The sequence below is a fragment of the Thermosynechococcus sp. PKX95 genome (assembly GCF_031583295.1).
In the GTDB taxonomy this organism is placed as follows: Bacteria; Cyanobacteriota; Cyanobacteriia; order Thermosynechococcales; family Thermosynechococcaceae; genus Thermosynechococcus.
Genome location: NZ_CP134171.1, coordinates 2,356,289 through 2,370,831, shown reverse-complemented (window position 1 = coordinate 2,370,831; position 14,543 = coordinate 2,356,289). Strand labels below are relative to the sequence as shown.

The window sequence follows — 14,543 nt, the reverse complement described above, 5'->3', positions numbered from 1 at the left end:
AGTGATGTGAGTTGAGTGAGGTATGGCCACTCGTTCTGCCGCTGCACCCCCGCCGCTGCCCCTGTGGGTCATGTTTCGCTTGGGTCTGTTTCAGATGGCACTGGGGATGATGTCGATTCTGGTGTTGGGGGTGCTCAACCGCATCCTGATTAAAGAACTGGCGGTGCCGGCCACATTGGTGACGCTGACGATCGCCATGCATCAATTTGTCTCACCGGTGCGCGTGTGGTTTGGTCAGCTCTCCGATGCCCATCCCATTGGCGGCTATCATCGCACGGGGTATGTCTGGGGTGGGGCTTTGGCCTTTACGTTGGTCACCTACGCGATTGTTCAAGTGATCTGGCAGGTGGGGCAGAGTTTAGATCAAGCGGGCTGGAGTCTCATCACCCAAGGGTGGATTGGCCTATTGGGATTGCTCTTTGCCGCCTATGGCATTTGTGTCAGTAGTAGCTCGACCCCCTTTGCTGCCCTGCTCGTGGATGTCTCCGAAGAGGAAGATCGGGGCAAATTGGTGGGCATTGTCTGGTCCATGTTGACCGTGGGCATTGTGGCGGGTGCCATTCTCAGTAGTGTGCTGCTGCGGCAGTTGGAGCTAGACCCCCCCATTGAACTGCTACAACAAAGTGTTAATCGCCTCTTTTTGGTGGTTTTGACGGTGGTCTTTGCCCTCGCGATCGCCAGCACCTGGGGAGTTGAGGCCAAGTATTCCCGCTACCATGTGCGCAGCCGTGCCTGTGACAATCCGGAAAACATTACCCTTGGTCGCGCCCTGAAAATTCTCACGGCCAACTCCCAAACGTGGCGCTTTTTTCTCTTCCTTGTCCTGATGACCCTGAGTTTATTTATTCAAGAACCGATTCTGGAACCCTTTGGCGGTGAAGTTTTTGGCATGACGATCGCCGAAACCACCCGCTTGAATGCCTACTGGGGCATGGGTACCCTTGTGGGTCTAAGTTTCACCGGATTTTTGATTGTGCCCCGCCTCGGCAAGATCCGCACCACCACCTATGGCTGTTGGGGGGTGGCCTTGATGTTCTTGCTCTTGATCATCTCAGGCGTCACGCAGCAGGTGTGGCTCTTTCAGTTGCAACTCTTTCTCTTTGGCATTGCCGCTGGGGTGACAACAACGGGTGCCCTCAGTCTCATGCTGGACTTAACGGCGGCGGAAACAGCGGGGACATTTATTGGCGCTTGGGGCTTAGCGCAGGCCATTGCCCGGGGATCAGCGACTGTTGTCGGCGGAACGGCCCTTGATATTGGGCGTCAACTGTTTGGCGTGCCGATCCTCGCCTATGGATTTGTCTTTTGTCTGCCGATGCTGGGAATGCTGGCCGCTGTCTTGCTTCTGAAACGAGTGGATGTCAGTCAATTTCGCCAACAATCTCAGGTGGCGATCGCCAAGGTCTTGGCTGAGGACTTGGAATAGAGTCACCTACCAGCGGGCAAAGAAGGAAAAATCCAACTTACCAAAGTGGGTGACATGGGCGATATTAAAATGCTCTAGGCAATTCACCAGCCAGCGTACCTTGCCGCGACTAAAGGACTGATAGTGGTTAAACAGGATCGCAAAGCGTTTTTCAAGGTAGGGTTTTACTTTCTTGCTGAGGAGCACAACCTTGAGCAATAAGCCAATCGTTGCCGCCGTGCCGATGGTATTGAGCAAGTCAACAAAAACCAGATGGTTAGGATTTTGGGCGCTATCCACCACTAAGTAGTTGAGGGTCTGGCTACAGGTGCGCACAATCGTAAATTCATTCAGAGGTTGTGGCTGCTGAAAGAGGGGCAGCGTTTCCAAATACTGGTAAAAGCGCTGGCGAAAGCGACCCCGCCCCACATCCGCTGTGGTGTCCGTCAAGTAGTGGAAGAAGGCATCCCGAAAGTCGCGGGTGGATTTCAGGCGTTGCAGCCGCTGTCCAAATTGACTGGCCAAGTCGCGATAGGTGTGGCGGCCATCCACCTTACCGACAAAATGTTGAATCGAGGTTCTGACTTCCTCAGCAGAGAGCAACGTGGGATTTTTCACCAGTGGGATATTGTTATGCCCCTGAGCACGGCGAAACTCACTCGTGAGGTATTGACTCAGGTTCATTTCAAACTGCTGAGTGGCCTTTTGCTGAAAGTCTTGAATGTAGCGCAGGTCTTCGGGTGTCGTGTCATCGCCCACCAAGCAGTGGTTATAGAGATAGGGATAGCGGCGAATTAAGGTGGCAAGGGGGCGATCGCTATTTTGCTGAATCTGTGAAACGTCTTGGGCATCTTCTTGCAGAAATTGCACCATGCGCTGGAGCTTCTGAAAGGCTTCACTCTCTAAATAATCCTTGAGGAGCAGCCGCAGCTTACGCACAATCGGTGCCCGGCTCAGACCCCCCGCCGGCATCGCCACAGGCGTTTGCAGCATAGCCAGAAATTCGGGAACTGCCCCTTGGAGCAAAGGACGCGACTGCCAGCGGTTAATCAAAATGTGGCAGCAGCGGTTCATAAAGGGACGAAAATTATCTGCCACCCGTGCCCCCGTCACAATCCGATCCATCACTTCTTGAATCTGGCGATCGGGATAGGTATAGCCCATGAGAAAAAGGGCACGAAACCGCTCAATGACTTGCTGTGGACTCTCGTGCTGCACGCATTCCAGCAAGTGTTCATAAATCAGTTGGTAGTCGTTTGTCTTTATCCAAGTATTCATAGGGGATAATGCGCTCCTAAGCCACGCCGCTACCGACCGTGCTGGAATTCAGGGGCACAATTGAGAGGGTCTAACATACCTGCATCATAGAAGGCAACATATCGTTAACTGGTGATCGAAAGCACGTTTTTCCCGTGATCCTAATCACAAGAATGACTTAGGTACCTTTGATCGCTGACTAGCGCAAACGCCCTACTACTTTTTGATGATAAACAACAAGACAATCAATTGACAACCGACGATAAAAATTGGTGCCAAGTTCTCTCCTCATAAAGAGTTTTTAGGCTTCGCGAGCATTAGCGCCCCTGATACCCCGAAAGCTGAGCTAGACCCTCTAGGGGATAGACCCCCTCATAGCGTTTACCGTTGATTTCCCATGTGGGGTAGGCACGGATATTGGCCTGCTTGCACAGTTCTGGCTGGCCATTGGTACCGCGGGCATCGCACTCAATATAGTTGATACTTTTGAAAGCGCTGCCAAAGAGTTCTTTTTGCTTCATGCAAGCGGGACACCAGTAGGCACCGTACATCTTGGCATTGATTTTCTTGAGGTGGTTCGCCAGCCCTTGGGGGGAAATGGTCTGACTGGTTCCCTGCGCCATGACCATATCGGGAGAGTGCAAAACAGGTAAACGGGGCACAAGGGCGATCGCCAGCCCCACACCCAAGCCAAACAGGAGATAGCGCAAGGAGTTTTTCATTGAGAACCATCCACTAACCGAATCTAGTGTACTGTACTCCACATAGTGCTAGAGCTAAAGACCGCGAGTACCGTCTTGTAGTTCCGCTATTCTGAAAATTGCATCTAAGAATCATGCTGGCACGCCTTATCTAGGAACAATGAAGCAGCAGTACGACCAAGATTACAGTGCGTGGATTGCAGAAACAGTGGCATTATTGCGAGAAGGACGATGGCAAGAGTTGGATCTGCCCCATCTCATTGCTGAGGTAGAGGACTTGGGCAAAAGTGAACGGCGCGCCATCAATAGCCAGTTAACTCGTCTGCTGCTACACCTCTTAAAGTGGCAATATCAACCCCAGCGCCGATCCGATAGTTGGTTGGATTCGATCACGGATGCCCGCACTCAAATTGAGCTGACCATAGCTGATAGTCCGAGCTTGCGGGATTATCCGGCCAGCCAACTTGCCATAAACTATGAACGCGCTCGCCGCCAAGCAGCAGAGCAAACGGGTTTACCGCTGAGCACCTTTCCTGAAACCTGCCCTTATCCCCTAGAGAGGGTTTTGACCCAGAATTGGCTCCCCGAAACGGACACTTAGCTCAAAACACTAGATGAGGTGCATTAGATGAGGTGCATTCGCCCGTGCTATTGCCGTTAAACTAAAACTACGTTATAGCGGCAGTGCCCTTGCGGATCTTTGAATGGCAGCGATTTTTGAGCTTCATCCGGTTAACCCCCAGCCCCGCACGATCGCCCAAATTGTTGAGGCTCTCAAGGAAGGGGCAGTCATGCTCTACCCCACGGATACCGTCTATGCCATTGGCTGCGACATGAACCACAAAGGAGCGGTGCAACGGGTACGCCAACTCAAGCAACTCTCCAACGATAAACCCGTCACTTTTTTGTGCTCTTCCCTCTCCAACATTGCCCAGTATGCCTATGTCAGCGATGCTGCTTATCGCCTCATGCGTCGCCTGATCCCAGGCCCCTACACCTTTTTGCTCCCCGCTACCAAACTGGTGCCCCGCCTTGTCCAAAATCCCAAACGCAAAACCACAGGGATTCGCGTACCTGACCACGTTGTGAGCCAAGCGCTATTGACCGCCTTGGGGAATCCGATTATTTCCACCTCAGCACGACTGCCCGACGACGAGACGTATTACGTGAATACCGCAGATCTCTTCGATGCCTTTGACAAACGGGTGGATTTAATGATTGATACCGGCGAACCCCCCGGACAGCAAATGTCGAGTATCCTTGATCTCACCGTTGACCCCCCGCTACTGGTACGCAAGGGACAAGGGTGGGAAGCGCTGCCAGCAGAACTGGTGACTGTTGAGTGAGCCACTCCAGCTTTTCAGCAGATAGAAACCGTTATACAAGGTTTGATTCAAGAATGAGTTCATCGCAATTAATTGGCAAAGTATATTTAGTGGGCGCAGGTCCCGGCGATGTGGGGCTACTGACGGTGCGTGCCAAGACGCTACTGGAGTGGGCGGATGTGGTGCTCTACGATGCGCTGATTAGCCCCGAAATTCTTAACTTGATCAACCCCGAAGCGGAAAAAATTCATGTGGGCAAGCGGCGGGGCAACCATACCCTCTCCCAAGCGGAGATTTGCCGCCTGTTGATTGACTTGGCTCAGCGCCATGCGGTGATTGTGCGCCTCAAGGGGGGTGATCCCTTTGTCTTTGGCCGAGGGGGTGAAGAGTGTCTTGCCCTTGTCGAGGCTGGCATTACTGTCGAAGTGGTGCCGGGGGTCACCAGTGGGGTGGCTGCACCTGCCTATGCGCACATTCCCCTCACCCATCGGGATTTTAGTTCTTCGGTGGTTTTTGTCACGGGCCATGAGGCTGCTGGTCGCTATCAACCGCGTGTAAATTGGTCGGCTCTGGCTACGGCGGTGGATACGATTGTGATTTACATGGGACTCCATCATCTGCGGGAAATTGTGCCGCAACTCCTGGCAGGGGGGCGATCGCCCCAGACGCCCTTGGCCTTTATTGAATCAGGGACAACACCGCAGCAACGGGTGGTGGTGACAACCCTAGAGCGAGCGATCGCCACCTATGACGAGGCACAGATTCAAACGCCTGTCTTGATTGTGATTGGTGAGGTCATTCACCTGCGCTGCCAGCTAATGGGAGGTCTCCACCAGATCTGAAACAGCGGGTTCTAGGGGCAGCGACAGCATCGCCTGCTCCAAATAGGGCAAAAGCTTACGTCGCGTTTGATCCAGAGAATAGGCAAGGCGGATATTCTCTCTGGTGAGCAGTCCCAAAACCCGTTGCGGATTGTTGCGATCCACCACGGGTAACTGCCTCAAATCCCGCGCCCCCATGCGATCGAGGGCGTCCTTCAGGGGTTCATCACCGTAGGCAAGCAATAGCTCCCGCGTACAGACACTCCCCACCGTTTGCGTTTGATAGGCCGTTGTTTCCTGATCAGTTTCCCAACGGGTCAGCACCCGATTAATATCCCCAAGGGTGATCAACCCCATCAAGTCCTGCTGATTATCGGTCACAAAGGCGCAGTAGGCTTTTTTTTCGATTAGTTGTAAGCCAGCTTCAACCACAGGCATTGCTTCGCTCAGAAACAGCACCTCCGCTTGCATGGCTTCCGCCACAGAAAGATTGGGGGGACTTTCCTCCTGCTCCTCCTTCTGGGTCTGAGCGCTGGGTGCCAATGCGGGCAGTTCGCCCCGTTTTTGAACACTCAAACTATTCACCAACCAGACACTTAAGCCCACCGCTGCCATCAAGGGCAAAATAATGCGGTAGTCCCGCGTCATTTCAAACAGCAGCAAAATAGCTGTTAAGGGAGCATTGACACTTGCCGCGAGGACAGTTGCCATTCCCACTGTGGCATAGGCTGCTGGTGCAGCAATACTGTTGGCAAACATGGGTAGCAGGATCGGCAACACCTTACCGTAGGCAGCTCCTAGAGAAGCCCCCAGAAATAGGGCTGGTGCAAAGATGCCCCCCACCAAGCCACTGCCAAGACTCACTGCTGTCAGTACCATTTTGGCTAGCAGCAATACCAACAACAAACCAAGGGAGAGGTTCACGTCCCTGAGAATTGCTTCCACCGTTTCATAGCCAATGCCCAGCACTTGCGGTAAATGCAGAGCCACAAGGCCAACGCAGAGGCCACCCACTAGGGGACGCAGCGCTAGGGGAATACGACCTAAAAACTGCATGGGTGGAATCTTCCCCTGAAAGACTTGGGGGAGCCACTGAAGTAACTGGGTATAGACAATGGCAACGCCGTAGGCCAACAGTCCTAAGCCCAAATACAAGGGCAACTCAAGGGAACTGCGCACCTCATAGGTGGGCAAATCAAAGGCGGGTTGTGCCCCCAAGCCAATTTGGGTAATCAGGGCAGAAATCACAGCAGCCAAAAGCACCACACTCACAGCCGTTGTTTCAAACGTGGTGCCCAATACCACCTCTAGGGCAAAGAACACGCCAGCGATCGGGGCATTGAAGCCTGCTGCCAACCCTGCCGCCGCCCCTGCACCGAGGAGCAACTTTTGCCGTTCTCGGGAAACCTTCAGCGCTTGACCCAAGAGAATGCCGATGTTGGCACCCACTTCCACACTGGGGCCTTCTGGACCAAGGGACGCACCTGTACCAAGGGAAATCGCCGCCGCAAGGGTTTTGGCAATGGGGCGAATGAAGGGAATTTCCTTGCCTGCTTCTACAGCACCCATCAATGACATCAGGTTGGGACTAAACTCTTGGACAAACCAGCGGATGATCCCCACCAGCAAGCCCCCCAAGGCCGGAACACAGGCCAGTGTCCAAGCGCCCCATCGACCAATAAGCCCCATCAAGTCTTCAAGGGCCATGTGATGAATTGTCTCAATCAGGTAACGAAACAGCAGCACACTTAGCCCGGCACTGCCGCCAATGAGTACTGCCAAGACCAGTACGACGGTTTCCGGGGGCGGTTGTAATTGATTGAAAAGTCGAGTGAGGCGAGATTCAGCAGTCAGAGAAGGAGGGGAGGATGGGGAGGACACTGTTGCAAAGCGGTGAGAAAAAGTTGCTTAAAATAGCTCCATCTTCAATTATGCGGAATTTCCAATGGAGAAGCTAAAAGGGCAAAATTTGCGGCGTGACATGATAAAAGTAAGGATGTAGCCACCACAGCAAACCGACAAAGATGGCTACTCCCCCATAGGCGGGGCGCAAAAATTCTTGCCACATCAGTTGTTGCTTGCCCTGCCAAATGGCTTTGAAGGGAATGATTGAGGTGCGGGCTTTCAGGGCAGTAAACGCTTCTCCATGCCGTGCGTACCAGCGGCGATCGCCATGCCAAACTCCAAAGCAGTGATGGGCAATCAGCCCAAGGGAGGTCAGCAGTGTAAAGGACGTGCCCAACCACAGCGTATGCGCCACACACCAGATCACCTGTCCCCATAACTGCGGGTGGCGGGTAATGCGAATAATGCCCGTTTCGTAGAGGTGCACTTCTGGCTTTTGTACAGCGGCAATCTCTAGCAAGTTAAATGTGGCCGGATAAAGAAAGAGAAACGAGATCGCCGATAGCCCCCACACGAGCGCCCCCATCCCCGGTACCCCTTGGAGTTGCCACAGTTGCACGCCATCGTAGCGATGGGCCAAAAAGTAGAGAATCAAGATTGTCGCTAAGGGTAGACTCACTAAGGCAAAAAAAATGCGATAAAGGCGGGCACCGACGCGCTTTTCTGCCCAAGGACGTAAGCTTGCCAATCCACTGTGGGCGATCGCAAACAAGAGCAATAACCCCACCATGATCCACTGCGAACTGGTTTGCCAACTGTGCTGATCCACGCCGATCTACTCCGTACGATTAAAACCCCATCCCATGATCCCAAAGGGTCAGACGCTTTGTAAAGTAATGTAACTGAGCCGCAAAACGCAGCCTATGAGCTATAGTCAAGGCGTTGAGGGCATCTGACATCAATCTATGTTCAATTGGCTCGATCGCCTCGAAAACCACCGTCTACTGCGCCTGCTGCTGCTCTTTGCTCTTGGCTGGATTGGCGTGCAACTTTTGCACTACTTTGCCTACGTCTTACTGATGTTTCTTTTTGCAGCCATTCTGGCGTTTTTACTCAACTATCCCGTGGGCTGGCTCAAGCGTTACTTGCCCCATGGTTTGGCGGTTACCATTGTGTTTCTCGGGACATTGGCAATTCTAATCGGCTTGGGGATTACCCTTGGGTTGGCGATCATTGGCCAGTTGCAGGACTTGATCACCAATTTGCCCAGCCAAATTGATCTGTGGATTGACTCCCTTGAGAGGATGCAGCAGTTTCTGGCGCGATGGAATCTAGACATCAATTTCCAGCAACTGGAGTCAGAATTACGCAACTTTGCCCTTGCGGGTCTGCAGTTTGGTTTTGGCAAGTTGCAGTCTGTCTTTGCGCTGTTGCTCAGCGGCATTATTCTGGCTGTGATTACCTTCTTTATGCTGCTGGAGGGGGAGCGGCTATGGCAGTACCTACTGAGTTTTTTGCCTGATCCGTGGCGCGATCGCGTGCCCCAAGCCTTAGAGCGGAACTTTTTGGGCTTCTTTAGTGGCCGTTTGCTTCTCTCTCTCTTCTTTGGTACCGCCACATTCCTTGTCTTGCTGGTGTTACGTGCCCCCTATGCCCTTGCCCTTGGGGCGATCGCCGGTGGCTTGGATCTCATTCCAGGGATTGGCTCAACGATGGGCATTTCCCTCATCTGCTTGATCCTGCTGCCCAAGAGTATTGCCCTGAGTGTACAAGTGCTGATTAGCTGTATTCTGCTGCAACAGGTGGAAGAAAATATTCTCATGCCCCGTGTCATGCGCAACACCGTCAACCTGAATCCAGTGGTTTTATTTTTTTCCCTCCTAGTAGGGGCAACAGTCGCAGGAATTGTCGGTATTTTCCTTGCCATTCCGATGACGGGGACGATCGTCAGTTTGCTAGATCTCAAAGCCTTACAGGCAAGCAGTGAGGCTGATCCGAAATCCTCGCAGGGCAAACGCATACTCAGGCAGTAGCAAGGAGATGAGCGAGATAGTCATCGTCCCATCCTGCTCTCAAACGTTTTGCCTTGACGCTGACCTTTACAAAGGTGTCCTGACGCATTCACAGTTATTGTGCTGGATAATATCTCATTCTTGATTGGAATAGCTATAGTCCCTGAGCAAGTTCCACGCCAGTTCAAACGTGTACTCAAATCCTTGAATCACTCCCTGCTTTTCTATATTGCTCAAGGGGCGAGTACGGCACAGTTCCACCCCTTCCTGAAGCCTCTGAAACGCTTTTTTATAACTCTTGAGTCGCCACTGCCAGCGTTCCATGATCTATCCTTCACTGAGGGGGTGATCACTTCTTGTTGACAACCCCTGTTGCAATGTGAGCATCACCTTTTTCATATCCCCTTGTAAAAGGGCCGGCAAGTTCAGCCAGAGGCCGGCAAATTCCTGACTACGCAGCACTCCCTCGCGATCGGGCTGTTGCTGAACGTAGCTCCCCTGCTCGCGGTGATACCAGTAGAAGGCCTGTTCTGAGACCACCCACACCAGATATTCCTTGACGCCAAAACGGCAATAGAGGTCTTTCTTGTCGTGGAGATCGTAGGCGGCACTGCTAGAGGCAATTTCAATCACTAACTCCGGTGCCCCTTCGATGTAGTCATCGGCACTAATGCGTGATTGTCCCCCCGCCGATTCTTCGAGGCGCAATAGCACATCAGGTTGCACTTCATTGCTGTCATCCAGCCGTACAGTAGCATTGTCACACATCATCAAACTGGGCATCAGTGTCGCATAGGTACCCAGCCACACAACCATGTGTCCGTGAGGTTGAGCGTGCTTTCTTACTCTAATTGGGGAGGCCACAAACACGACTCCATTGATGAGTTCCGCTTTTTTGATGTGGGGAGAGTGCTCATAGCGGTATTCAAATTCCTCGCGGGTCAGGCGATCGCCACTTTCAAGGGTGAGGAGAGGAGCCGTCATTTTTCGCAACCGTCCGTGATAGCAGCCAGCACCTTTATTCTAGGCGTCAGCGAAATGGTGAATGGTACATGCGCATCAACTAAGCAGGAGGTAATCCCAGTACCTCACTGGTGCCCGCAACAACGGTGCCAATTGGCCAACTCTCAACCCCCCACTCGGCAAAGCAGGCCTGCGCCGCTGCAACCGCTGACGGCGGTAAAACCACGGTGTACCCAATCCCCATATTGAAAGTGTTGAAAAGTTCGCCCAAACTGACCCCTCCCATTTCCCCTAGCCAGTGGAAGAGTGGCGGAATTGGCCAAGCCTGAGGATCCAGTTGTGCGGATTGCCCTTGACCCAAGCAGCGGGGCAAATTTTCCGGCAGACCACCGCCGGTGATGTGAGCCATGCCGTGGATGGGAATCCCTTGCGCCAAAGCAGCACGAATGGGTTGGACATAGAGGCGCGTCGGTTCTAAGCACAGCTCGCCAAGGGGGGTGGAGCCAAGGGGGGTATCCTGCCAACTGAGCTGGCGATCGCTAACAATTTTACGCAACAAACTAAAGCCATTGCTGTGCAGCCCAGAACTGGCCAATCCCAAGACCACATCCCCCACCTGCACCTGCGTGCCATCCAGCACCTGATCCTGCTCAACGACACCAACACAGAACCCCGCAAGGTCATAGACCCCTTCGGCATAGAATCCCGGCATTTCCGCTGTCTCCCCCCCCAAGAGGGCACAACCCGCCGCTTCACACCCTTGGGCAATACCCGCCACCACAGCGGTCATCATCTCTGGCGCCAGACGACCACAGGCAATGTAGTCCAAGAAAAAGAGCGGCTCAGCACCACAGGTGAGGACATCGTTGACGCACATGGCCACCAGATCAATGCCAACCGTATCGTGGCGATCGAGGGCTTGAGCCAGTTTTAGCTTCGTGCCCACTCCATCAGTTCCCGACACCAAAAGGGGTTGACGATAGCCCTTGGGAATTTGACATAGCCCAGCAAAGCCTCCCAGTCGTCCCACTACTTCCGGTCGTTGGGTGCGCTGCACCAAGGGGCGAATCTGCTCGACAAAGGCACGGCCAGCGGCCACATCTACACCGGCACTGCGGTAGTCCATCAATGCTGCTCCTGTAGTTGGGGGTAGTGAGCCTTGAGATACTCTAGGAGGCCTTCACAGGCATCGGTGAGCAGATCCAACACCTTCTCAAACCCCTGACGGCCACCGTAGTAGGGGTCGGGCACTTCCCTCGCGTCGTGGTGACGGCAAAAATCACACATTAACCGCACTTTATCGCGGTATTTCCCTTCGGGGTCAAGGCGCAAGATATCATAGTAGTTTTCCCGATCCATCGCCAAAATCAGATCAAATTCCTCAAGGTCGGCGGCATGAAATTGGCGTGCTCGATGGGTCAAGTGCAGTCCCCGTTGCCGTGCCGTCATTACCATGCGGGCATCCGGTGGATCGCCAACGTGAAAGTTGCTGGTGCCGGCAGAGTCACACTGAATCTCATACTCTAAACCTGCCTTTTTGATCAGATCTTGCATGATCCCTTCGGCGGCAGGGGAGCGACAGATATTACCAAGACAAACAAAAAGAAGACGGATGGGCATAGGACATTTCCTAGGGGGCGGGAATCAACGTACGGATGAGATCAGCGACCTGCTGACTGCTGTTGGGCATCGCCAATTGGCGGGCATTCTCGGCCATGGCTTGTAATTTTTGCGGCTGCCCTAGCCATTCTAAAATGATCTGCCCGAGGCGATCGCCCGTCAATGCCGACTGCGGGATCATTTCAGCAGCGCCGGCACTCACCAGCACTTCAGCATTCACCGTTTGGTGATCTTCAGCCGCATAGGGATAGGGAATCAACAGCGCTGGGGTTCCTGTGAGGGTTAGTTCCGCCAAGGCACTGGCGCCAGCTCGACTAATGACGATATCCGCGCGGTGCAGCAGGGATCCCATGGGTTCAAAGAAGGGAAAGACGAGATAGTGGGGATGCTGAACACTTTGGGCATCGGGATCATTGTTGCCCGTGAGATGCACCACCCAAGCCCCCGCCTCGAGCCAGCGGTGAACCGTTTCCCGTACAAGGCGATTGATGGCCACTGCCCCTTGACTCCCCCCCATCACTAGAATCAGGGGTACCTCCTTGGGAATCGGCAACTCCAAGTCGCCGGGATGGAGAATATCGGGACGCACCGGGGTGCCCGTGACCCGTAGGTTCAGCCGTTTGGATTTGAGGTAGGCTAAACTCGCGGGAGTACCCAAGGCAACCAGCGTACACCAAGGCGCCAGCCAGCGGGTGACTTTGCCCGGTAGGGCGTTGGATTCATGGAGCAGGGCGACACGCCCCAAACTGCGAGCTGCTAAAATAGCTGGCGCTGCAATGTAGCCACCGGTGGTAAACACCCCTTGGAAGTGTCCCTGTTTTAACAACTGGCGCGTTTGCCAAAAAGCTCCCCAAAATTGCCAGAGGGGGCGCAGCCTTGCCCAAGGGGTCTTGCCTTGGACACCAGCGAAGTTGATCGTATGCAGGGGGTAATGGGGCGGAATTAATTTCTGTTCAAGGCGATCGCGCACCCCCAACCAATGGATGTTATATTCAGGTAACTCTTCTGCTACTGCTAGTGCGGGAAAGAGATGCCCGCCAGTACCACTCGCTGCAATCAGTAGTTTCTTTGGCCCAAGCATTAAACATTCCAGCCCAATGTGGTCATGAGCTTATCGACAAAGTTGGTATAGACAATACCGCTGCGAAACTCTGGCGTGTCCATCACCTGCTGATGAAAGGGAATGGTGGTCGGCACCCCCATAATCGCACATTCTCTTAGGGCACGCTTCATGCGGGCAATGGCAGCGGGGCGATCGCTCCCCCACACCACCAATTTACCGATCAGCGAATCATAGTAAGGGGGGATTTCATAGTCGGTATAAACATGGGAGTCCATGCGCACCCCAGGGCCACCGGGGGGCAAGTAACCACTAATACGACCGGGATGGGGACGGAAATTGCGCTCCGGATCCTCGGCATTGATGCGGCATTCAATGGCATGTCCCCGCAACAGCACCTGTTCTTGGGTCAAGCTGAGGGGTTCCCCTTGGGCAATGCGAATTTGCTCCGCAATCAGATCCAGCCCCGTAATCATTTCTGTGACGGTGTGCTCCACCTGAATGCGAGTATTCATTTCCATGAAGTAAAAGTTGTCTTGGCCGTCGAGGAGAAATTCAATGGTGCCGGCACCGACGTAGTTAATGGCTTTAGCGGCAGTGACAGCAGCAGCTCCCATCTTGGCACGCAGTTCGGGGGTGAGGGCAGGGCTAGGCGCTTCCTCAAGGAGCTTTTGATGACGCCGCTGTACAGAGCAATCGCGCTCCCCAAGGTGAATGACATTGCCATAGCTATCCGCCAGAATCTGGAACTCAATGTGGCGGGGATTTTCAATAAATCGCTCCAGATAGACGCCGGCATTGCCAAAGGCGGCTTCCGCTTCCCCTTGGGCGGCACTGAGGGCCCGTCCTAAATCTTCAGCAGAGCGCACCAAGCGCATCCCCCGGCCACCCCCCCCAGCCGTGGCTTTAATCATCAGGGGATAGCCAATTTTGCGGGCGATCGCCCGAGCAGTTTCCTCATCTTGCACCAGTCCATCACTGCCGGGAATTGTCGGCACCCCCACCTGTTGCATCGTCGCTTTGGCGGTGGATTTATCCCCCATAGCACGCATGGCAGCGGGACTCGGCCCAATAAAGGTAATTTTGTGGTCGGCGCAGATCTCGGCAAAGCGGGCATTTTCCGCCAAAAAGCCATAGCCCGGGTGAATCGCCGAGACATGGCGGGTGAGGGCAGCAGCAATAATGTTGGGAATATTGAGATAGCTGCGGCTACTGGGGGCTTCGCCAATGCACACCGCCTCATCGGCCAATTGCACATGCAGGGCATGGCGATCTACGGTGGAATAGACGGCAACCGTTGCAATGCCCAATTCCTCACAGGTACGCAGAATCCGCAGTGCAATTTCGCCACGATTGGCAATCAAAATTTTCGTAAAGGCCATGGCGGTCAACGGTAGGGGAAGCGATCCCTAATGCTACCATGCCAGCCGAACGCTTCCGAAAAGGCGACGGCAATTGCATTGGTGCCACTGGCAAAAACAAGTTAGGATCAGCAGGGTTTTATTTGGGAGCGCACTATGGCTGCTGTGTCACC

The 14,543-nt window shown here is 53.7% G+C and carries 15 protein-coding genes; 5 read left to right on the top strand and 10 right to left on the bottom strand.

Features of this window, described 5'->3' with window-relative positions; genetic code table 11:
* Positions 1 to 22: 22 nt before the first annotated feature.
* Complete coding sequence (locus RHH81_RS11650) at positions 23 to 1,426, top strand: BCD family MFS transporter (protein ID WP_206200310.1); 1,404 nt, start codon at positions 23 to 25, stop codon at positions 1,424 to 1,426.
* 6 nt (positions 1,427 to 1,432) lie between these two features.
* Here RHH81_RS11650 and RHH81_RS11645 read toward each other — a convergent pair whose 3' ends face one another.
* Positions 1,433 to 2,683 carry a hypothetical protein gene (locus tag RHH81_RS11645; protein ID WP_302678368.1) on the bottom strand — a complete coding sequence of 417 codons (1,251 nt, stop codon included), beginning with the start codon at positions 2,681 to 2,683 and terminating at the stop codon, positions 1,433 to 1,435.
* A 296-nt stretch (positions 2,684 to 2,979) separates the two neighbouring features.
* Positions 2,980 to 3,384, bottom strand: coding sequence for a hypothetical protein (locus RHH81_RS11640; protein WP_149819669.1), 405 nt, complete (start codon positions 3,382 to 3,384; stop codon positions 2,980 to 2,982).
* Between the two features lie 139 nt (positions 3,385 to 3,523).
* Here RHH81_RS11640 and RHH81_RS11635 point away from each other — a divergent pair, with 139 nt between their 5' ends.
* The 3 genes from RHH81_RS11635 (at position 3,524) to cobA (ending at position 5,530) form a co-directional block, all read left to right on the top strand.
* A complete protein-coding gene (locus RHH81_RS11635) occupies positions 3,524 to 3,964 on the top strand; it encodes a DUF29 domain-containing protein (protein ID WP_206200308.1) in 441 nt (146 codons plus the stop codon).
* 103 nt (positions 3,965 to 4,067) lie between these two features.
* On the top strand, positions 4,068 to 4,709 hold the full coding sequence (locus RHH81_RS11630) for an L-threonylcarbamoyladenylate synthase (protein ID WP_310743083.1): 642 nt from the start codon (positions 4,068 to 4,070) through the stop codon (positions 4,707 to 4,709).
* 53 nt (positions 4,710 to 4,762) lie between these two features.
* The gene (gene cobA / locus RHH81_RS11625) at positions 4,763 to 5,530 is read left to right on the top strand and encodes a uroporphyrinogen-III C-methyltransferase (protein ID WP_206200306.1); all 768 of its coding nucleotides are present in this window, start codon (positions 4,763 to 4,765) and stop codon (positions 5,528 to 5,530) included.
* On the opposite strand, the gene RHH81_RS11620 is transcribed toward cobA, so the two are convergent.
* Both RHH81_RS11620 and RHH81_RS11615 read right to left on the bottom strand, forming a co-directional pair.
* The gene (locus tag RHH81_RS11620; RefSeq protein WP_310743082.1) at positions 5,504 to 7,390 is read right to left on the bottom strand and encodes a chloride channel protein; all 1,887 of its coding nucleotides are present in this window, start codon (positions 7,388 to 7,390) and stop codon (positions 5,504 to 5,506) included. The two genes, cobA and RHH81_RS11620, sit on opposite strands and share 27 nt — an antisense overlap.
* Positions 7,391 to 7,463: 73 nt before the next feature.
* Complete coding sequence (locus RHH81_RS11615) at positions 7,464 to 8,144, bottom strand: NnrU family protein (RefSeq protein ID WP_399379003.1); 681 nt, start codon at positions 8,142 to 8,144, stop codon at positions 7,464 to 7,466.
* A 175-nt stretch (positions 8,145 to 8,319) separates the two neighbouring features.
* Here RHH81_RS11615 and RHH81_RS11610 point away from each other — a divergent pair, with 175 nt between their 5' ends.
* Complete coding sequence (locus RHH81_RS11610) at positions 8,320 to 9,387, top strand: AI-2E family transporter (RefSeq protein ID WP_310438563.1); 1,068 nt, start codon at positions 8,320 to 8,322, stop codon at positions 9,385 to 9,387.
* A gap of 114 nt (positions 9,388 to 9,501) precedes the next feature.
* On the opposite strand, the gene RHH81_RS11605 is transcribed toward RHH81_RS11610, so the two are convergent.
* The 6 genes from RHH81_RS11605 to accC all read right to left on the bottom strand — a co-directional run bounded on the left by RHH81_RS11605 (position 9,502) and on the right by accC (position 14,391).
* Positions 9,502 to 9,690 (bottom strand): nucleotidyltransferase substrate binding protein, encoded by a 189-nt coding sequence (locus RHH81_RS11605; RefSeq protein WP_302678364.1) that lies wholly within the window; start codon positions 9,688 to 9,690, stop codon positions 9,502 to 9,504.
* A 3-nt stretch (positions 9,691 to 9,693) separates the two neighbouring features.
* Entirely contained in the window at positions 9,694 to 10,350 is a 657-nt protein-coding gene (locus tag RHH81_RS11600; RefSeq protein WP_302678363.1) for a Uma2 family endonuclease, read from the bottom strand.
* Between the two features lie 79 nt (positions 10,351 to 10,429).
* The gene (gene purM / locus RHH81_RS11595) at positions 10,430 to 11,455 is read right to left on the bottom strand and encodes a phosphoribosylformylglycinamidine cyclo-ligase (RefSeq protein ID WP_310743080.1); all 1,026 of its coding nucleotides are present in this window, start codon (positions 11,453 to 11,455) and stop codon (positions 10,430 to 10,432) included.
* A complete protein-coding gene (locus RHH81_RS11590; protein ID WP_310743079.1) occupies positions 11,455 to 11,949 on the bottom strand; it encodes a low molecular weight protein-tyrosine-phosphatase in 495 nt (164 codons plus the stop codon). Before RHH81_RS11590 ends, purM begins: the two co-directional genes overlap by 1 nt.
* A gap of 10 nt (positions 11,950 to 11,959) precedes the next feature.
* Entirely contained in the window at positions 11,960 to 13,030 is a 1,071-nt protein-coding gene (gene murG / locus RHH81_RS11585; RefSeq protein WP_206200299.1) for an undecaprenyldiphospho-muramoylpentapeptide beta-N-acetylglucosaminyltransferase, read from the bottom strand.
* The gene (accC, locus tag RHH81_RS11580) at positions 13,030 to 14,391 is read right to left on the bottom strand and encodes an acetyl-CoA carboxylase biotin carboxylase subunit (protein ID WP_206200298.1); all 1,362 of its coding nucleotides are present in this window, start codon (positions 14,389 to 14,391) and stop codon (positions 13,030 to 13,032) included. The genes murG and accC overlap by 1 nt, the downstream gene beginning before the upstream one ends.
* Positions 14,392 to 14,543 lie beyond the last annotated feature (152 nt).

Coding starts and splice junctions, on each gene's coding strand:
- RHH81_RS11615 (WP_399379003.1), bottom strand. CDS start 8,144: ATGGTGGGGTTATTGCTCTTGTTTGCGATCGCCCACAGTGGATTGGCA.
- RHH81_RS11600 (WP_302678363.1), bottom strand. CDS start 10,350: ATGACGGCTCCTCTCCTCACCCTTGAAAGTGGCGATCGCCTGACCCGC.
- RHH81_RS11640 (WP_149819669.1), bottom strand. CDS start 3,384: ATGAAAAACTCCTTGCGCTATCTCCTGTTTGGCTTGGGTGTGGGGCTG.
- cobA (WP_206200306.1), top strand. CDS start 4,763: ATGAGTTCATCGCAATTAATTGGCAAAGTATATTTAGTGGGCGCAGGT.
- RHH81_RS11590 (WP_310743079.1), bottom strand. CDS start 11,949: ATGCCCATCCGTCTTCTTTTTGTTTGTCTTGGTAATATCTGTCGCTCC.
- purM (WP_310743080.1), bottom strand. CDS start 11,455: ATGGACTACCGCAGTGCCGGTGTAGATGTGGCCGCTGGCCGTGCCTTT.
- RHH81_RS11645 (WP_302678368.1), bottom strand. CDS start 2,683: ATGAATACTTGGATAAAGACAAACGACTACCAACTGATTTATGAACAC.
- RHH81_RS11630 (WP_310743083.1), top strand. CDS start 4,068: ATGGCAGCGATTTTTGAGCTTCATCCGGTTAACCCCCAGCCCCGCACG.
- accC (WP_206200298.1), bottom strand. CDS start 14,391: ATGGCCTTTACGAAAATTTTGATTGCCAATCGTGGCGAAATTGCACTG.
- RHH81_RS11650 (WP_206200310.1), top strand. CDS start 23: ATGGCCACTCGTTCTGCCGCTGCACCCCCGCCGCTGCCCCTGTGGGTC.
- RHH81_RS11610 (WP_310438563.1), top strand. CDS start 8,320: ATGTTCAATTGGCTCGATCGCCTCGAAAACCACCGTCTACTGCGCCTG.
- RHH81_RS11605 (WP_302678364.1), bottom strand. CDS start 9,690: ATGGAACGCTGGCAGTGGCGACTCAAGAGTTATAAAAAAGCGTTTCAG.
- murG (WP_206200299.1), bottom strand. CDS start 13,030: ATGCTTGGGCCAAAGAAACTACTGATTGCAGCGAGTGGTACTGGCGGG.
- RHH81_RS11635 (WP_206200308.1), top strand. CDS start 3,524: ATGAAGCAGCAGTACGACCAAGATTACAGTGCGTGGATTGCAGAAACA.